We start from the raw sequence: 22,008 nt of genomic DNA, 5'->3' as shown, positions 1-22,008 counted from the left end.
TTCAACAAAAGATACAAATACGAACTATTATTAGTTACTTTGTGTAACAATTATAAAATATTATTTAAAAATGAACACAGAATCATTATTTAAAACGTTTCAATACAAAAATTTACAGCTTAAAAATAGAATTGTAATGGCTCCGATGACGAGAGCCCAATCAGATAATGGAGTTCCGACTCAGCAGATTGCAGATTATTATGCAAGAAGAGCGGCTTCGGATGTTGGTTTGATCCTTTCTGAAGGAACGGTTATTAATAGACCGGCTTCAAAAAATATACTAAATATTCCTGATTTTTACGGAACAGAAGCATTAAACGGCTGGAAAAATGTAATCGACGGCGTTCACCAAAATGGTGGAAAAATGGGGCCTCAAATCTGGCATGTTGGTGATACAAGAAGTTCGGCAGATTACCCTTTAGTGGAGATGGAAAAGGCCTCCACAATGACTTTGGAAGATATTCAGGATACGATTGCTCAATTTGCGGCTTCAGCAAAATCTGCAAAAGATTTAGGTTTTGATGTTGTTGAAATTCACGGAGCACACGGATATTTGATCGACCAGTTTTTCTGGGAAGTGACCAATACAAGAACAGATGAATATGGCGGAAAAACATTAAAAGAAAGAAGTCGTTTTGCAGTTGATGTGGTAAAAGCAATCAGAGCAGCAGTTGGTGAAGATTTCACCATTATTATCCGTCTTTCACAATGGAAACAGCAGGATTATAAAACAAAACTGGCAAACAATCCACAAGAAATGGAAGATTGGCTGTTGCCGTTAAAAGAAGCCGGAGTTGATATTTTCCATTGTTCGCAACGTCGTTTTTGGGAACCGGAATTTGATGGTTCTGATTTTAATTTTGCAGGTTGGGCAAAGAAAATTACAGGACAGCCAACTATTACTGTTGGTTCTGTTGGTCTTGAAGGAGATTTTATGGCCGCATTTGCAGGACACGGGACCGAGAAAACAGATCTTTCCGAATTGATTCGCAGAATGGATAGAGAAGACTTTGATCTTGTGGCTGTCGGTCGTGCGCTTTTACAAGATCCTCAATGGGTAACAAAAATAAAAGACGGAAATTTGAGTGAGTTGATGGATTTTTCGCCTGAAAGTATGGGTGTGCTTTATTAAGGCAATTCACTTTTTTTACACATAATTTTACCTAATTTTTTTGATTTTTAGAAAAGCCGCTTTCAATCTGGAAGCGGTTTTTTTTAATGTTTTTTAAATTATTTCATTTAAGATTAAGATAAATAAAAACCGCCTGAAGAATTCTTCAGACGGCGATTAACAAGTTTTAAATATCTAAATTATCACTTAGAAAAAATTTTATTACAAACCAATGCTTTTGTTTGGTTTCAATTGCTTTCTGATGTTTTTCGGGATTGCATTTTTATGAACCAAAATTGCTGTTGATTTATACTCAACATAAGGTTTTGTCACATACAGATAACCGTCAAAATCGTTGGTTACACCCCAAGAATTTTTCACCATATAATATTCTTTTCCAGACTGATCTTTTGCCAATCCTACAATGTGCATTCCATGGTCATCGGTTGTAGAAAGGTTGTTAAGAGCCATTTGACGCATATCTTCTGTGATCGATTTGTCTTTTTTAGGCTGAGTAAATAAATCTTTTTTCACATCACCGCTGATTTGATTCAAATCAACATCCGGAACATATGCTACGCCGTTTTTATACGAAAAATAAGGCTCCGAAACGTCTGTTGCCCAACCAATTGAATATCCTTTGTTTACGGCATTATCAATAATTGCTGTTAGATCTTTCATCGGAACATTCCAGTCAGAATCGTGGCTCCAGTTATCAGGAATCGGAACTACAAATTTCTGATAATAAGGATAATCTTTATAAGATGTCAATTCAACATAATCTTCCGGATTGATGGCTACAACTTCTTTAGCAAAAGTTTTCGGTGTATAGTTTTTTCCTTCATACATGAAGTTTGCAGGAACTTTTCCAAGATATTGATCCAAAATTGCATCCACAGAATCCATCCAATTGTCTGAAAGTTTACCTTTTGTAGAAGCCTGAACCAAACTGTCTAAAACCGGCTTCAGCTTTTCCTGCATTTCTTTGAAATTGTTGGTCGTTTGTCCGGCTTTCAAACCTGTATACACTTCTTGAGGAACTGCTCCGTACTTTTTGTACATATTCACTACATCATGCAATTCACCTCCGTCGCCCCAATTGATTGCTCCGTTATTGAGAACAAATAATTTTGCTTTGTCGTGATAAGAATTTCTTGCTGTGAAGATTTCAGCCAAATCAACAGGTTTTTTGCCCATTCTCTGCATTTCAGACTCAAGGAAAGAATTTCCCGAATAACTCCAGCAAGTTCCCGAAGAACCTTGGTTTTTCACTGAAGTCGCTCCAACATCTTTTAACGTTGTGAACTGAAAGTTAGCATTTTGAGACTGATTGTTTTTTAACTTGTTGATTAAGTCATCTTGAGCAAACATCATACTTCCTGTACATAAAACAAAAAGCAATGATGCAAATTTTTTATTTTTCATTACTGTAAAAATTATGTCTGAATAGTCGCCAATATTAATGATTTGTTACACGAAAGTCTGGGAAAAGGGCTAAATTATATTTTAAGTTGGAGAAAACTGATTTCAGTTGAACAATTTTAAGTGTTAAATTTTAAATATTGAAATTTCCTTTCGCGAGTTTATTTGATTATTTTTAAAAAAAGTTTAATGTGTTTCCAACCTGTTCCAAAATTTCTGCATCTATAAGAGTATAAAGCCTGACTATGGAAAAAGAATTACTGTTAGAATGCCAGCGTAAAGACCGGAACGCACAGCGGAAAGTTTACGAAAAAATGGCGGGCAAGCTGTACGCCGTCTGCAAACGCTATCTGAAAAACGATGAAGATATTGAAGAAGTATTGGCCGATACATTTTACAAGATTTTCACAAAGCTGGATCAATTGCAAAATCCGGAAATTTTCGAAGCCTGGGCGAAGAAAATTGCAGTCAACGAATGTCTCCAAAAATTAAGAAGTATGAAAGCGCTTCATATTTCTTTTGACGATGAACTGGCAGAATCTCATGATACACAATCCGACAGTATTTCTTTTGAGAAAGATATTTTGAAACTTCTCAACTATCTTCCCGAAGGGTGCCGAGCGATTTTTAACCTTTTTGCGATTGAAGGATATCCGCATAAAGAAATTGCTGCGATGCTTTCGATAAGCGAAGGTACTTCAAAATCTCAGCTCAATTTTGCAAGGAAAAAATTACAGGAATTATTGGGTAATCAAAACATTTAAACTTTTACAACAATGGAAAATAATCACGATATAGATAAAAAATTCAACGATGCTTCTCAATCTTTGGAAGAGCCTGCAACTTTTCCGGGGTTTGACAAAGTTTGGGCAAAAGTTGAAGAGAAATTAGATAAGAAAAAAGATAAAAAAAGAATTGTTCCGATTTGGATTCCGTACGGAATCGCTGCGAGTTTGATGATTGGTTTTGGCGCATTTTATTTTATGAATAAAAAAGAAATAATTGATGTTTCCAAAAAAGTTATTGCTCATCATACGGTTTCACCAAAAATAAATTCAAATTTTCAAATAATTGACAGCACGATAAAATCTAATATTGAAAAGGAAACTGCTATTCCTAAAAATAAAAAAAGTGAACAGATTTTAGCCTATGAAAATTCAAAAATTTCTGAATCCGAAAAAATAAAAGATGTAAACATTGAATATGATAATTTAAAATCTGAAGTTTCTCCACAAAAAGAGCAATGGAAAGATACGCTTAAGGAGAAAAATATTGAGGAAGTTGTGGTAATGGGTTATGGAATTAAAAGAAAGGAAGCCTTAACTTCATCATCAACTTCGAGACTTTTAGCTTCAACAGAAAAAGCTTCCAAAACGTCGTATGCTGCCAAATCTTTGAGTGGTAAAGTTGCCGGTGTAAGAATTTCTTCTGATCGTAAAAAAGATGGAACAATAATGATAAGAGGTGCAAGAAGTATAAGTTATAACGCTCCTTTATATATTGTTGACGGAATTGTAGCCGGAAATAATTCTGAATTGCTGAAGGTTTTAGACCCAAAAAAGATCAAAGAATTAAAAGTAATTAAAGGAGCTGAAGCAACTGCATTGTACGGAAGCAGAGCAAGTGAAGGAGTTATTTTGGTTACAACAAAGGGTTTGTCAAGATCAGAGAAAAGAAAACTGAAAAGAATTTCTTCTGAAAAAATAATAAAAAAAGCAATTGAACCGAAAACAATTGAACCTGAAAAAGAAATCCCCAAAGCAGGCCTTTTAACGGCGGGAGAAGTCAACGATTTTTCAAAATGGAATTATTGGAAAGACATCGCTGTTCCAATCTTGGAAAAATATAAAAACGAATGGAAATTCTTTCCGGATAAAAGAGTTTCAGTTCAATTGGTGAATAGAAACAAAAAACCTGTCGTTGGCGAAAAAGTAAAATTACTGAATGATAAAAAACAAGTTGTTTGGGAAGCGGTTTCGGATAATTTAGGAAATGCTGAATTATGGATAAACCCAATGACTGATGAGAATTCTGTTTTGGAAAAATTTTATTTAGCAGATCAATCCGGTCAAATTATCGGAAGCAATATAAAAGAGTTTAAAAATGGACAAAATTTAATTGTTTTAGACAAAGATTGTGTTGAAAAACGTACATTAGACTTGGCTTTTGTGGTGGATGCAACAGGTTCGATGAGTGATGAAATTTCTTATCTGCAATCCGAACTTTTAGATGTTCTGAAAAAAGTTGAAGCAAATTTAAAGGATACAAATGTAAGATACGGCTCTGTTTTTTATCGCGATCAAGGTGATGAATATGTGACAAGAAAGTTTGATTTTTCAAATAAAGCGGAAGATTTAATTAGTTTTATTAAAAACCAAAATGCCGGCGGCGGCGGCGATTATCCTGAAGCGGTAGTTGAAGCAATGCAGGTTTCAATCGATGAATTGAAATGGAGCAACGAAAATTCGACAAAAATTTTATTCCTTATTTTGGATGCTCCGCCACATCATTCTGACCAAAATATCAATAAATTGTATGATAAAATAAAAGAAGCTGCGAAAAAAGGCATTACAATTATTCCTTTGGCAGCAAGTGGAATCGACAAGCAAACGGAATATCTGATGAGAACTTTTGCTTTGCTGACGAACGGAACTTACAGTTTTCTTACCAATGACAGCGGAATCGGGAACGATCACATCAAACCAACAATAGATTCTTATGAAGTGGAAAAGCTAAATGATTTATTATTGAGATTGATTCTTCAGAGAGCAACACTTCCGAAATGCAAAAACAGCATTTCCAATGATTATCTGAATAAAAAGCTTGAAACAGAAATTGAAAATCAGGAAGATTCTAAAACTATTTTATTTCCGAATCCTACAAAAGGAATGATAAATATTAAGTCGAAAAATAAAATTGATGAACTATTCATTTACGATTTGGCGGGTAAAATTATCATGAGAAAAGAGAATTTACCTGCCGGAAAAAACAGCATCGACATTACATCTTACCCGCAAAGTATTTATCTTGTGCGCACCAGATCGCAGGATAAATGGGAAACTTTTAAGGTGATTAAAAATTAATGAAATAAAGTAAAGCAGACATTCAAAAGTGTCTGTTTTATTTTAAATTTAATTTTCAAATATTATTGAAAGTTTAATAAAATGATTATATTTGTAAAAGAAATCGATAAAAATTTTATAAATGAAACTTTCGGAAGCTAAAGAAAAATACATTCAGACTTGGGGAACTTTTGCGACCAATTGGGGCATCAACCGCACAATGGCGCAAGTTCACGCTTTACTTTTGGCGACCGGAAAACCACTTTCTACAGACGAAGTAATGGAAATGCTTGAGATCTCAAGAGGAAATGCCAACATGAATCTGCGCGCTTTGATGGATTGGGGAATCGTGAAAAAAGAGTTTGTAAAAGGTGAAAGAAAAGAATATTTTGTTGCTGAAAAAGATGTTTGGTATTTGTTCAAACAAATTACAAAAGAACGCCGAAAAAGAGAGATTGAGCCTGTAATTTCTTTTTTGGAAGAGCTGAAAAATATTGAAGATAATGATTCTGAAGAAGCTAAAGAATTTATAAAGTTGATGGATGATTTCAGTTCTGTAACAGGAAAAATAAATAATATTATGGATTTGGCTATTAAAAGTGACGATCATTGGCTGGTGGGGAAAATAACCAATTTGTTGAAATAAGGAAGGACTTTAGAATCCTTTTTTTATTTAGAATTATCTTTCAAAAATTACTGAAACTATAGTAACAAAAGTATAACTAATTAATAAAACTTCAATCATGAAACTGAAAATTTTGATTACAGAACTTGCTTTTCAAACCTTATTAAGTGTCGGATGTATTTTGTATATGATTTACGAATACATTCAAAAAGACCAAATTAATGAATTTTTCATAGCATTGTTTTTTGTTGGAACTGCAAATTTATTAGGGTTTGTTATCAGGATATTGATTGTAGCGAGCCATTTCCATAGATACTATTTTTTTGGAGTAGTTGCATTTTTTCTATTATTGTATGCTTTAGTTAAATTTGAATCTGAAATGTTTTTGACGTTATATTTTATGGGAATTGGTGGTGTACTTTTTAATATATATTATTTAATCTACGGATTTTTTACAATTAGAAAATTATCAGACGAAATAGAGATTAAGAATTAATTTTTTCCTAATAAACTTTCAAAAATTACTGAAACCACAAAAACAATTAATCATGAGAAAGCAATACAAATTTATGACCTGTAATTGGGAGAACCTGATTTATCTGAACTTTCATATTGCGCCCGACTTACTTGCTGATCTTCTGCCAAAAGATGTTGAGCTAGATTTATTTAGTGGAAAAGCAGTACTAAGTATTGTTTGTTTTGAATTTTCAAATGCCAAATTATTTGGACTTAAGATTCCTTTTCATCAATATTTTCCTGAAATTAATGTAAGAACTTATGTAAAAAGAAAAGATGATGAAACTGTAAAAGGAATTTATTTTTTATCTGAAATGGTTCCAAAATTCATGACATATTTCACAGGAAAATTCATTTTTGGAGAACCTTTTTCAATGAGAAATTTAAGAATTGCAAAAAGCAAAACAAACTTGAATTATACAATTGATGATTCTGTCTGCAAAATGAATATACAAATAGAAAAAGGAGATATTTTAGAAAACCAGATACAGACAGAAGAACAGAAATTTGTAATTGAAAGGAGTTTAGCATTTTGTGGAAAAGCTGATCAAAAGGTAAAAATTTACGGGATTGAACATCAAAAATGGAATTTATTGGAATGTAAAAATCTAGAATTTGGTGTTAATAAAATTAAGCATCTTAATGACGCAATTCAAAATATCTTACTTTATAAAAAACCGGAAAGCGTTTTTATGACAAATGGTTCAAAAGTAGAAGTTTTTAAAAACTTTTTTATTTGAGTTTATGTTTCAAAAATTACTGAAAATATTATAATTATGAAAAATTTAATTGTGCATTTATTTTTAATCTTCTATTTTGGAGGAAAAACAAAAGGATAACTAAATCATAATCAAAATGGCTAGAATTTATATTGAAACATTCATCAAAGCCGATATTCAGAAAGTTTTTGATTTGGCTAGAGACATAGATTTACATCAAAAATCAACTGCAAAAACCAACGAAAAAGCAATTGCAGGAAGAATAAGCGGGTTGATCGAAGAAAATGAAACAGTCACGTGGCGAGCAAAACATTTGGGAGTTTATCAAACCCATACTTCAAAAATCACCAATATGGAAAAGCCTTATCAATTCACAGATATCATGCTGAAAGGAACTTTTAAATCCTTAAAGCATCAGCATATTTTCAGAGAAAAACATGGCGGAACTTTAATGATTGATATTTTTGAATTTGAATCTCCTTTTGGAATTTTTGGAAAGCTTTTCAACAAATTCTATCTTAAAAATTATCTGAAAAATTTTTTATTGGAAAGAAATTCTATGATTACAAAAATGGCAGAATCAATGTAGCTGAAAAGTTTGAAAAATCGGAACAAAACTTTAATATATTTAAAGAATAAAATTTTGGTTTTTATTTTATATTTTGATTTTTATAGTAAAAAAAACTAAAATTAATGTTAAAATATGTAACATTTTTATAATATTCCTACTAACAGTAAAATCCCCAAAAATAATATTATGACAAAAAAAATTTACGTATGTTGGGCATTAATAGCGATGGGAGTGCAAACGCTATATGCCCAAAACTTTTGGAAAAAAACAAAAATAAACGAAAGAACGGTTATTGAATCTAAAAAAAATATAGGATTAGATTATTCTAAGGCTTATACCTTAGATTTCAATCAGTTAAAAGCACACTTGAAAACAGTTCCAAAATCGGAAACAGGAATGGTGGTTTCATCTAATGTGACTATTGATATTCCTACATTAAACGGTGGTTTTGAAAAGTATTCCATTTACGAAACTTCAAATATGTCTCCTGAATTGGCAGCAAAATATCCCGATATTAAGTCCTACAGGGGAATATCTTTGAATAATGCTAATAAAACATTAAGTTTTGGATTATCGCCAAACGGGATAAAAATGATTCTTTTTTCTCAGGATGAAAAGCCTGTAGTCATTGAGCCCGCAACAAAAGAAGGGAGCATTTATCTGGTAAGTCCGGCGGTTCCGGAATTGCTTCCTGAAAGTGATAAGCTCAACTGTTATTTGGAAGATAACAATTCTTCTATGCAAAAAAATCCCACTTTTGTTGATGATAATACCGATGACAGAAAATTCAGGGTATTTCGTTTAGCGGTATCAACAGACGGGGAATTCAGTACTTTTCATGGGGGAACCGTTGCCGGTTCTCTGGCAGCGATTAATGATTTGATGAGCTATATAAATCCTGTATATGAAAGAGATCTTGCCATTCATATGAATCTGATCGCCAATACGGATGCGGTTATTTACTTAGATGCAGCTACAGATCCTTACACTCATACAGGTCCATTCGGATCCCTTTTAGGGAATTCACTCAATTCTCAGACACAGACAACACTTACTCAAGAGATTGGAGAAGCAAATTATGATATAGGGATTTTATTTACCGATCAGACCGGAGGTGGCAATGCCGGAAAAATAGGTATAGTTTGTGTTGATGGTGGGGCAACTATTACACCACCACCTATCCTTGGTTATAAAATAGTGATTGGAAAAGGAGCGGCTTACGCAGGACCCGTTAATGGTACTGGCCCACAAGGTTATATTTATAGTATGGTAATCGCCCATGAAATGGGCCACCAATATGGTGCAAATCATACTTTTTCAAGATCTGAAGAGTCAAATACAGGAGCAAGCAGAGAACCGGGAAGCGGAACAACAATTATGGGATACCCCGGAGTAACAGGTACTTATGATGTATTAGACAAACATAGTGACCAGTTTCTTCATTACAGTATTAGCCAGATTAATAATTATATCAAGACAACAACGTGTGCTGCAACTACAAATATGCAAAATAATCCACCTGTAGTGAACGCAGGGGATGATTTTACAATTCCTAAAGGAACTGCATTTAAGTTGACCGCTATGGCAAGTGATCCTGATAATAATAACCTTACTTATTCATGGGAGGAAGCTGATATTATACCCGAGTCAATGGACTATTATACATTTCCTGATCGAATGTCTGCTGTTACCCCCAATTTCAGAGTGTATCCACCAGCTTCCAGTCCTACAAGATATTTACCACCATTCGAAGAGGTTCTCAACGGAAGCCTTTACAATACATGGAATATGGTTTCGGACACAACTCGTAGTATGAAATTCATAAGTTTGGTAAGAGATAATGCTACAGGAGGAGGACAGACAGCAACAGATGAAGTGACAGTGGATGTTGATGCAGTAGCAGGGCCTTTCAAGATTAATTCAATATCATTGAACCAAAATTATACTTCAGGATCTTCTCATCTTCTTCAATGGGATGTGAACGGAACAAATGCCGCTCCTATAAACACGCAGTCTGTTAATATTTTGATCTCAACAGATGGTGGAAATACATTTACTACGCTTGTTTCGAATACTGCAAACGATGGACAGGAATCTATTACACTTCCAACAACTCCTTCACCAAAAGCATATATCTTGGTGGAATCTATAGGGAATATATATTATGCAGCAAGTCCTGCTTTTGCAATAGACCATACGGTTTCTTTGAACTGTACGCAATATCCTGCTGATGGAACATTTGCTATTACGCCAGCAGCTGAGGCAAATTTTGATATTAATGTTCCGGTAACCAATGCAATTGAAGATGTCAATATTTTAATGGATGTTTCCTACACAGACATGCAGAATCTAGTATTTACACTAAGAGCACCAACCGATCAGCAAAATCATTTTTTCTGGTATAAAAACTGCCCGGGGATAAGTGTCCTTAAAGCAACTTTTGATCAGGAAGGTCAGTCTTTATCAATGAATTGTAACAATCTGAATGCAACTCCGAATGCTAGAGTAGAGCCTATAAGATTGGATTTTAGCAGATATTATGGGCAAAACCCAAATGGTAATTGGAAAATTAGAGCAGTTGATATTGTGACAAACTCTACGGGTTCAGGTACCGTGAATGCAGCAGCAATTGAGCTTTGTACAAGAGTAGCTACTGCAACTAACTTATCAGTAAATGACACGAAACTGGATAAAGATGATTTCCAGATTTATCCGAATCCATCCAATGGAAGGTTTAATATCTTAATGACAAATAATACTCCAGTAACAATTCAGGTTTTTGATATATCTGGAAGATTGGTTCATACTCAAAATGATGTGAAAAATGATACTAAAATTGATCTTGCAAGCTTTGCCAGAGGAAATTATTTAGTAGTAATGGAAAGAGGTTCTCAAAAAGTTACTAAGAAAATCATTATTAAATAACTTTTTAAACTTATATTTCTTTTTAATTGAGCGGCTTTATATATGGCCGCTCATTTTATAAAAGTTAAATACTTTGATGTTGGTATGATATATGTAATATTACTTTAAACCTGAATAAATTTTATTCACAAAGTAAATGTCATGAAAAAGTTTTTTATATCAACAGTATTTTTGTTAGGTTTATCAATGAATGCTTATGGACAAAAGCATCCGCCACGTCCACCAGCTCCACCTCTTCCATCAAAAAGCGAACTGGTAAACAGCAAATCACGCGAACTGGACAAAAGATACAGAACAGAAAAGAAAATGATTCTGAATCATCCGCTTGCAACTAAGAAAATGAAAAGCGATCAGTTAAAAGCTTTAAATGCAAGATATCAAAACGAAAAAAGAATGCTGAGAAGCACAAGATAAAACCATTATAGAAATAGGTTTTGAAATTTTAAATAAATAGAGAATGCTTTTGTATTCTCTATATTTTTTTAAGAATATAAACATAGTAATTCTGCTGATAGAATGTATATTGAGAAAAGTAAAACATCCAATATTTTTCCTTAAATTCGCATAAAAATTTTAAGCTAATGAATTACGATATTATTGTCATCGGAAGTGGTCCCGGTGGATATGTTACAGCAATCAGAGCGGCACAGTTGGGTTTCAAAACTGCAATTATAGAAAAAGAAAACTTAGGAGGAATTTGCCTTAATTGGGGATGTATTCCAACCAAAGCTTTATTAAAGTCTGCTCAGGTTTTTCATTACATCAATCATGCAGAAGATTATGGTTTAAATAAGGTTGAAGCAAGTTTTGAATTTCCGAATGTAATCCAGAGAAGCCGTGGTGTTGCCGGTAAAATGAGCAAAGGAATTGAATTCTTAATGAAAAAGAATAAAATTGACGTAATTCTTGGTACAGCTAAAGTTCAGAAAGGTAAAAAAGTTTCTGTTACAGATAAAGAAGGTAAAGCAACGGAATATTCTGCAAACCACATTGTCATCGCAACAGGAGCACGCTCAAGAGAATTGCCAAACTTACCTCAAGACGGTAAAAAAGTGATTGGATACAGACAGGCATTGTCACTTCCCGAGCAGCCAAAATCTATGATTGTTGTAGGTTCCGGAGCGATTGGAGTTGAGTTTGCCGATTTTTATAACACAATGGGGACAAAAGTAACAGTTGTTGAGTTTATGCCAAACATCGTTCCTGTAGAAGATGAAGAAATTTCTAAACATCTGGAAAAATCTCTGAAAAAAACAGGAATCGAAATCATGACAAACGCTTCTGTAGAGAGTGTTGACACAAGCGGACAAGGGGTGAAAGCTACTGTAAAAACGGCTAAAGGAAACATTACTCTTGAGGCTGATATTTTATTATCTGCTGTTGGTATTGCTGCAAACATCGAAAATATCGGTTTAGAAGAAGTTGGAATCCAGACAGATAAAGGAAGAGTTTTGGTAAACGAATGGTACGAAACTTCAGTTCCTGGATATTATGCAATTGGAGACATCATTCCGACTCAGGCTTTGGCGCACGTTGCTTCTGCTGAAGGAATCACTTGTGTGGAAAAAATCAAAGGAATGCATGTTGAGAAAATCGATTACGGCAATATTCCGGGTTGTACATATTGTCATCCTGAAGTTGCGTCTGTCGGTCTTACAGAAAAGCAGGCAAAAGAAAAAGGATACGAAATCAAAGTTGGTAAATTCCCTCTTTCTGCGAGTGGAAAAGCAACTGCAAACGGAAATACAGATGGTTTCATCAAAGTGATTTTTGATGCTAAATATGGCGAATGGCTAGGTTGCCACATGATTGGTGAAGGAGTTACAGATATGGTTGCTGAAGCTGTTGTTGCAAGAAAATTGGAAACTACAGGTCACGAAATTATCAAATCAATCCATCCGCATCCAACGGTTTCTGAAGCAATTATGGAAGCTGCTGCTGCTGCTTATGGTGAAGTGATTCATATTTAATTTAAGATACTAATTTGTCAAGCTTTAATCCTTGACAAGTTTAATGATATGGAAACCACAGAGAAATCTGTGGTTTTTTTATGTATTTAATGATCTTTTTCTTAAATTTATTCAATGAATTTTGAAAAAACAGGACTCGTTTTATCAGGAGGCGGAACAAAAGGGATTGCTCATGCAGGAGTTTTAAAGTTTTTGAACGAAAAGAATATCGATGTTGATATTTTGTCGTGTTGTAGTGCTGGCTCTATTGTTGGCTGCTTGTATGCTGTCGGAAAAAAGCCGCAAGAAATTTTAGATTTTTTCCAGTCTGTTTATTTTTTCAACTGGAAACATTTTGCTTTTAATCAGCCGGGTTTGGTTTCTTCCGTTATTTTTGCCAATTATCTCAAGCCTGTTTTTAAGGATATGAAAATCGGGGATTTGGATAAAGAAGTACGGATTGTTGCTACAGAATTGGTTTCCGGAACAGAGAAAATTTTTGATAATGAGTTTAAAGTTATTGATGCGATCATCGCTTCATGTTCAATCCCCGGAATCACAACTCCTTATATTTTAGGTGAAGAAATGTTTTGCGATGGCGGTGTTCTCAATAATTTTCCGGCAGATATTATTCGTGAAGATTGTGATAAGCTGATTGGGGTTTTCGTTTCTCCGCCGCATAATATTGATATTAATGATTTAAAAACCATAAAAGCAATTGTTTCTCGATCTTACGATTTGCTTTCATATCGTATCGAAAAAATAAAATTTGATTATTGTGACTGGTTTATTTCGTCTCAGGATCTTTCAAGCTACGGAACTTTTGAACGACGAAAAGACCGTTTGGAACAGATTTTTAATATCGGCTATAATGCAGCAAAAGAAAGCTTTGATGAAAGCATCTTTTTCACTGAATTAAAACAAGCCGGAACTTAAGGCTAAACTGCCGTTTCAGATTGCGTGTAGCTTGCAAAGGCATCTTCTAAACTGTCAAATTTCCCTTTAAACTCTTCAATCGGACAATCTTGTAAGATATTTCCTTTATGAATAAGAATCACGCGGGAACACAGCGCTTCCACTTCCTGCATGATGTGCGTCGAAAGCAAAACCGTCTTTTCTTTACCTATCTCTTTTACCACATTTCTAATTTCAATAATTTGATTAGGATCAAGACCGTTTGTAGGTTCATCCAAAATCAGTAAATCCGGCTGATGAATAATCGCCTGAGCCAATCCCACTCTTTGTTTGTAACCTTTAGAAAGCTGGCCGATTTTTTTAGATTTTTCAGGAGTAATTCCTACCAATTCGATAACTTCATCAACTCTTGCTTCAGAAATTTTGTGAATATTCGCTACAAACTGAAGGTATTCTTTCACATACATTTCAAGGTATAAAGGATTGTTTTCAGGAAGGAAGCCGATGGTTTTTTTGCATTCAATTTCGTTTTCGGAAATATTTTTACCATTAAATATTATTTCTCCTTCATCAATTTTCAGGGCACCGACAATAGATTTCATCAGCGTAGATTTTCCGGCTCCGTTGGGACCCAAAAGACCGATGATCTCATTTTTATCAATTGAAATATTGATGTTGTTGAGTGCAATTTGATCGTTGAATTTCTTAGTGAGATTGATTACTTGAAGAGGCATATTGATGATTATCTTTTTACAAAAATAAAAATAAAAAACTCATCCGTAGAGATGAGTTGAGTAATATTTAAAAGAAATATTATTTTTTTGATTTCTTTCCTTTTGTAGGAGAAGGTTTTGCAGGTGCCGGATTTTCTTTATTCTGATGATTGACCATATTTGCAGCAGGATTTACTTTCGTTTGATGCTTATAAAGTGCAGCTCTTGCTGTACCAATTCCGAAGATTTTATCAACTTGTTTTTTATTTAGAAACTGCGATTTGCCGACGTATTTTCTGTTCTTATTGATGAATTGGATAAATTGTACGGTTGGTTGCCCATAATTTCTTTCATAATGAAGTTCAATAATATCATTGGGAAGCTCTAAAGTCACATTACCGATAGGCTCATCAATAAAACCGTCGGTAATCAACTTGTAAAGACCCACTACATCTCCATTCACATCCAAGAAGGAAAATGATCTGAAAGTATTCAGATTACTTGTGTTAATGTCTTGATAATTAAAGGTAAACTTGTTTTCTTTTTTGTATAAACCTACAGAATTGTCTTTGCCAATTTCCACCAAAGTTTCATTTTTTAACACTTTGATCTGCGAAAAAACGGATATGCTAAAGATGCAGGCAAATAGTAGAATTACTCTTTTCATGTGTGATTTTTCTTATTATTTATGATTATGGCTTAGCTAAGTTAATAAGATTAAGTGAAAAACCATAATATTTTAGATGACAAAAATAATATTTCTTTTTTAAAGCTAAAATTATGTTATTAACAACAATAATTGTTTATTAATATATAGTTAATAAAAAAACCGCTTAAAAGCGGTTTGTATTGTGACCTCGACAGGATTCAAACCTGTAACCTTCTGAGCCGTAATCAGATGCGCTATTCAGTTGCGCCACGAGGCCTTTTTTAAGGGTTTGCAAATATAATACTTTTTTACTTTCTTTGAAAGATGAAACTGAATTTTTTACTTTTTATTGTGTTTTTGTCTGTAATTTCCTGTAAACAAGAACAAAAAAAAACAGAACATAATGTGGTGTTTTTATCATCAAATCTTCAATATAAAGAAGATTCAGGTGTGTTTCATTTGGAATCAGGTAAATTTAAATATGACTTTAAAGCCAATCAGATTCCTTTTAAAAAAGTTGTTCTGTTGAATTCCAGTTTGTTGGGATATATTTCGGAGATTGGCGCTCAAAGTGCCGTAATTGGAGTTTCAAGTCCAGAATATATTTATTCAGAAAAAATTGAAAACCTTATCAAACAGGGAAAAATCCAAAATGTTGGAAATGAACAAAAATATAATATAGAAAAAATTATTTCTCTAAAACCTGATGCTATTTTTACCAATTATATTGCAAGTTTCGACAATACTTATCAATTGCTAAAAAATAATGGCATTCCTGTGATATTTTTAGATGAATATTTAGAACAGGAACCATTAAAGAAAACTGCTTATATAAAACTTTTCGGAAAGCTTTTTGGGAAAGAAAAAGTTGCGGACCGCAAATATTCAGAAATTGAAAAAAATTATGCTGAATTAAAAAAATTAGCTCTGAAAGCAGAATCCAAACCAATGGTTTTGGCCAATGAAATGTATGGTGATGTGTGGTATCTTCCCGGCGGAAAAACATTTACAGCCAATTATATTACGGATGCTAATGCAGACTATATTTTGGAAAATAATACCGACGAAAAAGCTGTAACGATGAGCTTTGAAGAGGTTTATGCAAAATCGAATAAAGCTAAATATTGGATCAATGCCGGCGACCATCTTTCTAAACAGGAGCTGCTGAATATCAATCCATATTATGATAAACTAGAAGTTTTCAACAAAGGAAAAATCTATGGTATTATCGCGAAAAAAAAGCAAAAGGCCAACGATTTTTTTGAAAGCGGTGTTGTACGTTCGGATCTTGTGCTTAAGGATTATATAAAAATTTTTCATCCCGAGATTTTGCCCGATTATCAGCTTACTTACATGAAAGAATTACAATAGATCCGAGTATTTTTCTATTTTTGCAGAAGTTTTTAGCATATGTGGAAAAAAATAAAACAACTTATTTTCATCGTTCTTATTCTGAACGTGATATTCATTATTTGGGGAAGATTTTTTAATCCACCCATTACTATTACGCAGATTGGCGGGCTTTTCGAATACGGAAAACTGCATCGCGATTACATTTCTTATGATGAAATGGGGAATAATGTAAAGAAAGCGGTGATTGCGTCCGAAGACCAGAAGTTCTTTATTCATAATGGTTTCGATTATAAAGCGATCGAGAAAGCGATGAAAAACAACGAAAAAGGAAAAAAATTAAGAGGTGGAAGCACAATTTCTCAGCAAACCGCTAAAAATATTTTCCTTTGGCAAGGCAGAAGTTGGTTGAGAAAGGGTTTGGAAGCTGTTTATACATTTATCATCGAAAAGGTTTGGAGTAAAGATATTATTCTTGAAAGATATCTGAATTCTATAGAAATGGGACAAGGGGTTTTTGGCGTAGAAGCCGCTGCTCAATATTATTTTGGAAAATCATCAAAAGATCTCAACAAATCGGAAGCTGCCTGGATTGCGGCTGTTTTGCCAAATCCTAAAAAATATGATCCGAAAAATCCGTCTTCTTATCTGAGAAAGAAACATAACTGGATTATGAGACAGATGGGAAATGTAAGCTTGAAATAGTATCTTTGTACCAATGAAATTTCTCAGGTCAAGTACAAAAAATTTTGAATCTGTTCTTAAAAAATATTTTTCTTTTAAGAATGAAACCCTTTCTTTGGAACCTTTCGCAGAGTTTCTGGAAAGCATAAAAAAGGCAGATTTTACGGATGTCCTTAATTATTTTAAGGCAAATCCTGTGCTGACTGAAAATTTCAGGCTGTATCTTTATAATATCTTTGAAGACAGACCTTTTAATCTTTCTTTGACGGAAGCTAATATATTATCTGAAAACGCTTTCTTTCCCGAACTGAGAAAAAGAATCCTCAACAAAATTTTACCGCCCGTTGAGCATGAAAAAACGGTTTGGTACATGGTTGATAACATCAGCTTTAAGCCTAAAGAAGATCTTCAGTATCTACATAATCTTCCTGAAAATGAAATTGATGAGTTTTTAAATATTTTAGGAATTTCAGATTTTATTCAAAAACCAAAAGTAAAAAACGAACTGATATTTTCGATGAATATCCTTTCGTGGCGGGTTACCGGGATGGCGCTTGAAGTAGAAGTAGTAAGAATGGCACCTGAATACAGGAATTTCGACAATCCGTTTTTAGCTTTACAGAATGAGCTTGAGGCTTTAGCTGAAGATTTTAAAGCCAATCCGGACATTCAGCTGCATTCAAAAGACAGCCATTACAAACAGATTAAAATCTATATTCAGCAATGTCTGGAATTTGTGAATATTGCTTTTAAAAACTCTTCTAAATATGGTATTTCAGGAAAGATCAATCAGTCTCTTCTGAAAATTCGTCAGCAAACGCAAAGAATTTATGAGATTGTACAATTGTTGGTTATTGATAACGAAAGTGATGTTATTGTAAAATCTAAACATTTGGTTTTTAATATTTTAAGATACAAATCTCACAAAAATAATATTTCGGAGCTTTTCAACGACAGCACAAGGATGATTTCGCATCTCATTACCAATCATACTGCAGAAACAGGAACTCATTACATCACTTCCAACAGGAAGCAGTATATGAAAATGTTTTATAAAGCGAGCGGTGGCGGTATTATTGTAGGAGCTTTGTGCGCTTTGAAACTGCTGTACGGATACATGCCCGGAAGTGATTTTTTCCATGCTTTATTATATTCTTTAAACTATGCGATGGGTTTCATAATGATCTATCTGATGGGATTTACGTTGGCCACCAAGCAGCCGGCTATGACAGCGGCTACGATGACAAAAGTGCTTTCTGAACAAGGAAATACGAAACGAAACAATACCGAATTTGCAGATTTGGTTTCCAAGTTATTCCGAAGCCAGTTTATTGCTTTTGTTGGGAATGTTTTGCTTGCGTTTCCGATCGCTTTGATTATTATCTACGGTTTAGATGTATTCTTTTCACAAAATCTTGCCGCTGAAAAGTCTGAAAAGCTTCTTAAAGATTTAGATCCGTTTAATTCCAAAGCTATTCTTCATGCAAGTATTGCCGGTTTTTATCTTTTTATTTCAGGAATTATTTCGGGGAATATAGGAAACAATTCTATCTTTTTTCAGATTCCTGCCAGAATTGCCAAAAACCAGTCGATTAAAAGAGTTTTCGGAGCAAAATTCGCCAAAAGTCTTTCAAAATATTACGCTAAAAACTGGGCGGGAATTGTCTCAAATTTCTGGTTTGGGGTTTTCCTTGGAGCAACGGCACCAGTTGGTTTGTTTTTCGGGCTCGATCTTGATATTCGTCATATTACATTCGCCGCAGGAAACTTTGCGTTAGGTCTTTACGGAAACGATTTTACGGTAGATTCTTACACATTCTGGATTGCCCTTCTTACTGTTTTCATCATTGGATTTTTCAATTTCTTGGTAAGTTTCAGCTTGTCGATGTTTTTGGCTTTTAGATCCAGAAAGATGAATTTTGATGAGGTTCGTGAGATTTACAAAGAAATATTCAGGTATTTTGTAAAACATCCTTTGAGGTTTTTCATACCAATTAGATCAATATTTGATAAAAAATCTACAGATTTGGTACAAAATACAATTTCTACAAAACCTGAAGATCGATAAATTTTTCTTCGCCAAATTTAGCCTGAAATTTCTTTAAGTAAAAGCTTCTGCGCATGCTGAAATCATTTTTCAGCAATGGAGAACTTATTTTTATGATGATGATTTTGTCTTCAATATTGACGCTTTCAATTTCATTAAAAAGACTTTCGTCAAGATATTCCTCGAAAAAATCTTTAATTTCAAAAGCCAGCAATTTATCTTCAAAACCGTAGATTTTGGCAAAAGATTTTACCAATTCAGAAGATTGGAATTCACGTTTTTTACTTTTTCTCATCTCAAACCTCAAAAATTATACTTTCCTCATTTATCTTCTTCACCACGCTTTCCGTACGTTCTCTGTGTGTGTCTGTAATAAAAATCTGTCCAAAATTTTCCTGATTCACCAATTTAATCAATTGTGCAACACGATAATCATCCAGCTTGTCAAAAATATCATCCAGCAAAAGAATGGGCGCCTTTCCTGTCAATTCTTTTACCAAGTTCATTTGAGCAAGTTTTAATGAAATCAAAAAAGATTTTTGCTGTCCTTGCGAACCAATTTTTTTAATTAAAACGGAATCCATTTCAAAAAGCAGATCATCTTTATGAATGCCTTTTGAAGTGTAGGTCAGCATTCTGTCTCTTTCCAGACTTTCGGTTAAAAGTTCCTGAAATCTTTTGTCAGGCTGCGCAGAATCGAAGCCGTCGGATAAATGTGATTCATAAATGACGGAAACAGTTTCTTTCCCACCGGAAATAATCTGATAAAAATTCTGAACAATCGGATTGAGCTGCTCGACAAATTCTTTTCTTTTTTCAAAAATTTTAGTTCCGGATTTCGTGATCGGGTCATCATAAATTTCTAAAGAATCTCTGTCAAAAACTCTGTTTTTAGCAAAATATTTTAATAAAGCATTTCTCTGCTGAATAGTTTTTTGATAATTGATAAGCTCAAAAAGATATCCGGAATTAGTCTGTGAAATCATCGAATCCAGAAACTTTCTGCGGCTTTCCCCGGAATCTGAAATAAGGTTTGAATCATACGGAGAAATCATCACACTCGGCAGATAACCAATGTGATCGGCTAATCTGTCGTAGCTTTTATCATTCTTTTTAATGATTTTTTTTCCTTCTTTTGGCTGAGAAATTTTGATAATATCTTCACTTTCATCATTTTGGATTTCGGCATCGATCGTGAAAAAATCTTCTTCTCTTTTAATATTATTGAAATCTGTATTCCCTAAAAAGCTTTTTCCTACAGAAAGATAATGCAAAGCATCCAGAATATTGGTTTTTCCGGCGCCGTTATTACCCACAAAACAATTAATTTGTGGTGAAAACTCAAACTTTTTTTCGGAATGGTTCTTAAAATTGTAAAGGGAAAGTTTTTTGATAATCATAATCCTAAAATTTTCTTTAATGTATTAGGATTCTGACGATTGTCCCAAAACGCAATAATGTATATAACAGGTTCTGAATATCTGTAAACAAGACTGTAATTTCCTAAATGTAAAATTCTGAAAGGTTTTATATCACCAATATTTCCAGCAAATGGATTAGACATTAGAAAATCGATTTTCTCGTAAATAGTTCTGTTAAGTTTTTGGGAATAAATATTACTTTTATTTCTGCTGTTCCAATATTCAAAAACTTTATTTCTTTGTGCAATTGCTATCTTGGTCCAGATAATTTTTATTTCATCCATTCTTCGTCTGATTTTCGAAGTTCTTCGTCTGAAACTGTTCTTCCATATTTAATGTCTTCTTCAGCCAATAAAAGAAGTTCTTTTTGCGATTCAGAAAAAAAGAATTGGTCATCTTTTGTAAGTACAGACGAAAGAATATCATCAATTGCCTGCAAAAGATTGATATTTTTAGTAGAAAAAATTTTTTCAACAAGTTGACTTCTTAATATTTCAATATTTTCCATACCCAAATTTTCAGTAAAGATAAAAATTTCATTTCATAAAATAATTCAGAAGCCAAAGAAAGAAAATAGGTAATCCCGAACAGGACTCGACCCAAAAAGAAAAGTATGAATCTCGATTTGAGTTTTCGGAAAAATAAATTAATATAAATGTAAAAATTGAAGTGAAGAAAAAAGCAACCGAAAACTGAAATTTCAGATAAAAAACGGATAAAATACAGGCAACAAAAACGAGCAAATAAGCAATATATTTGGTGTTTTGTACGCCAATAAGTTTCGGAAAAGTCTTTATTGTGTCACTTTTCATATCGCGAATATCAAAAGGCAAAACCAAAGCCGTAATGAAAAAGAAACTGATCAGAAAAATAGGAAAATTAAATTCATTTAATGTCAGCCAGCAATTGACAAGCCCCCAAACTAAACCTACATAAAATACTTTCAGCAAAGGGATTTTCCGAATGTATGTTTCAAGGAAAAAACTATTGTAAAGCAAACCTAAAACTACAATGATGAACCATTTCAATAATCGTATTTCATTGTGATTATGAATGATAAGAAATGCACAAATAACACCTGCAATTATATTTAATATTAAAATTTTAGAGAAATGTCTGGTTTTTTGATATTTTGTATAAAGATATCCGCTGAAATAAGTGATGAATATCAAGAGGATGGAAGGGAAACGGAATGTATTTTGCTCAGACATGAAGAATACTGCAAAGACGGTACCCATTAAGGATACATAAAATTGGCTGTCTATGACAGATTTTTTCAGTACTTTTAAGAAATTCATTTATCAAAAATAACATTTATGAAATCTTTAT

The 22,008-nt window shown here is 33.5% G+C and carries 22 protein-coding genes and 1 tRNA gene; 14 read left to right on the top strand and 9 right to left on the bottom strand.

What is annotated here, in order from left to right; translation table 11 throughout:
• Positions 1-70 precede the first annotated feature (70 nt).
• The gene (locus tag AC6CHK_RS10475) at positions 71-1,132 is read left to right on the top strand and encodes an NADH:flavin oxidoreductase (protein WP_498095843.1); all 1,062 of its coding nucleotides are present in this window, start codon (positions 71-73) and stop codon (positions 1,130-1,132) included.
• 201 nt (positions 1,133-1,333) lie between these two features.
• Here the strand turns inward: AC6CHK_RS10475 and AC6CHK_RS10470 are convergent, their stop codons facing one another.
• Complete coding sequence (locus AC6CHK_RS10470; RefSeq protein WP_498095841.1) at positions 1,334-2,536, bottom strand: C1 family peptidase; 1,203 nt, start codon at positions 2,534-2,536, stop codon at positions 1,334-1,336.
• A gap of 242 nt (positions 2,537-2,778) precedes the next feature.
• Here AC6CHK_RS10470 and AC6CHK_RS10465 point away from each other — a divergent pair, with 242 nt between their 5' ends.
• From AC6CHK_RS10465 to AC6CHK_RS10420, 10 genes are all read left to right on the top strand, one after another.
• Entirely contained in the window at positions 2,779-3,297 is a 519-nt protein-coding gene (locus tag AC6CHK_RS10465) for an RNA polymerase sigma factor (protein WP_498095840.1), read from the top strand.
• A gap of 12 nt (positions 3,298-3,309) precedes the next feature.
• On the top strand, positions 3,310-5,616 hold the full coding sequence (locus AC6CHK_RS10460) for a T9SS type A sorting domain-containing protein (RefSeq protein ID WP_498095838.1): 2,307 nt from the start codon (positions 3,310-3,312) through the stop codon (positions 5,614-5,616).
• A gap of 121 nt (positions 5,617-5,737) precedes the next feature.
• Positions 5,738-6,241, top strand: coding sequence for a GbsR/MarR family transcriptional regulator (locus AC6CHK_RS10455; RefSeq protein ID WP_498095836.1), 504 nt, complete (start codon positions 5,738-5,740; stop codon positions 6,239-6,241).
• 97 nt (positions 6,242-6,338) lie between these two features.
• Complete coding sequence (locus AC6CHK_RS10450; RefSeq protein ID WP_498095834.1) at positions 6,339-6,716, top strand: hypothetical protein; 378 nt, start codon at positions 6,339-6,341, stop codon at positions 6,714-6,716.
• A gap of 52 nt (positions 6,717-6,768) precedes the next feature.
• Positions 6,769-7,476: a DUF2071 domain-containing protein gene (locus AC6CHK_RS10445; protein ID WP_498095832.1), complete on the top strand. Its 708-nt coding sequence runs from the start codon at positions 6,769-6,771 to the stop codon at positions 7,474-7,476.
• Positions 7,477-7,591: 115 nt separating this feature from the next.
• Complete coding sequence (locus AC6CHK_RS10440; RefSeq protein ID WP_498095830.1) at positions 7,592-8,044, top strand: SRPBCC family protein; 453 nt, start codon at positions 7,592-7,594, stop codon at positions 8,042-8,044.
• Between the two features lie 168 nt (positions 8,045-8,212).
• A complete protein-coding gene (locus AC6CHK_RS10435) occupies positions 8,213-10,951 on the top strand; it encodes a zinc-dependent metalloprotease (protein WP_498095828.1) in 2,739 nt (912 codons plus the stop codon).
• Between the two features lie 141 nt (positions 10,952-11,092).
• Complete coding sequence (locus AC6CHK_RS10430) at positions 11,093-11,365, top strand: hypothetical protein (RefSeq protein ID WP_498095826.1); 273 nt, start codon at positions 11,093-11,095, stop codon at positions 11,363-11,365.
• Positions 11,366-11,532: 167 nt separating this feature from the next.
• Complete coding sequence (lpdA, locus tag AC6CHK_RS10425) at positions 11,533-12,921, top strand: dihydrolipoyl dehydrogenase (RefSeq protein ID WP_498095824.1); 1,389 nt, start codon at positions 11,533-11,535, stop codon at positions 12,919-12,921.
• A 114-nt stretch (positions 12,922-13,035) separates the two neighbouring features.
• Positions 13,036-13,836, top strand: a complete 801-nt coding sequence (locus tag AC6CHK_RS10420) for a patatin-like phospholipase family protein (RefSeq protein ID WP_498095822.1) — start codon at positions 13,036-13,038, stop codon at positions 13,834-13,836.
• A gap of 2 nt (positions 13,837-13,838) precedes the next feature.
• Here AC6CHK_RS10420 and AC6CHK_RS10415 read toward each other — a convergent pair whose 3' ends face one another.
• The 3 genes from AC6CHK_RS10415 to AC6CHK_RS10405 form a co-directional block, all read right to left on the bottom strand.
• Positions 13,839-14,549, bottom strand: a complete 711-nt coding sequence (locus AC6CHK_RS10415) for an ABC transporter ATP-binding protein (RefSeq protein WP_498095820.1) — start codon at positions 14,547-14,549, stop codon at positions 13,839-13,841.
• A 79-nt stretch (positions 14,550-14,628) separates the two neighbouring features.
• Positions 14,629-15,195 carry a hypothetical protein gene (locus tag AC6CHK_RS10410; protein WP_498095818.1) on the bottom strand — a complete coding sequence of 189 codons (567 nt, stop codon included), beginning with the start codon at positions 15,193-15,195 and terminating at the stop codon, positions 14,629-14,631.
• A gap of 185 nt (positions 15,196-15,380) precedes the next feature.
• Positions 15,381-15,454, bottom strand: a tRNA-Arg gene (locus tag AC6CHK_RS10405).
• Between the two features lie 47 nt (positions 15,455-15,501).
• Between AC6CHK_RS10405 and AC6CHK_RS10400 the strand changes: the two genes are divergently transcribed.
• Genes AC6CHK_RS10400 through AC6CHK_RS10390 form a run of 3 tightly spaced genes read left to right on the top strand, consistent with a single transcriptional unit; the run spans position 15,502 to position 19,279 of the window.
• Positions 15,502-16,548 carry an ABC transporter substrate-binding protein gene (locus AC6CHK_RS10400; RefSeq protein WP_498095816.1) on the top strand — a complete coding sequence of 349 codons (1,047 nt, stop codon included), beginning with the start codon at positions 15,502-15,504 and terminating at the stop codon, positions 16,546-16,548.
• 39 nt (positions 16,549-16,587) lie between these two features.
• Entirely contained in the window at positions 16,588-17,232 is a 645-nt protein-coding gene (gene mtgA, locus AC6CHK_RS10395; protein ID WP_498095814.1) for a monofunctional biosynthetic peptidoglycan transglycosylase, read from the top strand.
• A gap of 13 nt (positions 17,233-17,245) precedes the next feature.
• On the top strand, positions 17,246-19,279 hold the full coding sequence (locus AC6CHK_RS10390) for a transporter-like protein (protein ID WP_498095812.1): 2,034 nt from the start codon (positions 17,246-17,248) through the stop codon (positions 19,277-19,279).
• Here AC6CHK_RS10390 and AC6CHK_RS10385 read toward each other — a convergent pair.
• Genes AC6CHK_RS10385 through AC6CHK_RS10365 form a run of 5 tightly spaced genes read right to left on the bottom strand, consistent with a single transcriptional unit; the run spans position 19,257 to position 21,977 of the window.
• On the bottom strand, positions 19,257-19,553 hold the full coding sequence (locus AC6CHK_RS10385) for a hypothetical protein (RefSeq protein ID WP_498095810.1): 297 nt from the start codon (positions 19,551-19,553) through the stop codon (positions 19,257-19,259). The two genes, AC6CHK_RS10390 and AC6CHK_RS10385, sit on opposite strands and share 23 nt — an antisense overlap.
• A 1-nt stretch (position 19,554) precedes the next feature.
• Positions 19,555-20,658: a DNA replication/repair protein RecF gene (gene recF / locus AC6CHK_RS10380; RefSeq protein WP_498095808.1), complete on the bottom strand. Its 1,104-nt coding sequence runs from the start codon at positions 20,656-20,658 to the stop codon at positions 19,555-19,557.
• Positions 20,655-20,963 carry a type II toxin-antitoxin system RelE/ParE family toxin gene (locus AC6CHK_RS10375; RefSeq protein ID WP_498095806.1) on the bottom strand — a complete coding sequence of 103 codons (309 nt, stop codon included), beginning with the start codon at positions 20,961-20,963 and terminating at the stop codon, positions 20,655-20,657. The genes recF and AC6CHK_RS10375 overlap by 4 nt, the downstream gene beginning before the upstream one ends.
• Positions 20,951-21,187, bottom strand: a complete 237-nt coding sequence (locus tag AC6CHK_RS10370; RefSeq protein ID WP_498095804.1) for a hypothetical protein — start codon at positions 21,185-21,187, stop codon at positions 20,951-20,953. The genes AC6CHK_RS10375 and AC6CHK_RS10370 overlap by 13 nt, the downstream gene beginning before the upstream one ends.
• Positions 21,188-21,215: 28 nt before the next feature.
• A complete protein-coding gene (locus AC6CHK_RS10365; RefSeq protein WP_498095802.1) occupies positions 21,216-21,977 on the bottom strand; it encodes a UbiA prenyltransferase family protein in 762 nt (253 codons plus the stop codon).
• Positions 21,978-22,008 lie beyond the last annotated feature (31 nt).

The sequence above is a fragment of the Chryseobacterium sp. GQ58 genome (assembly GCF_059758895.1).
The sequence above is the reverse complement of the archived record's forward strand: the minus strand, read 5'-3'. Positions and strand labels throughout refer to the sequence as shown.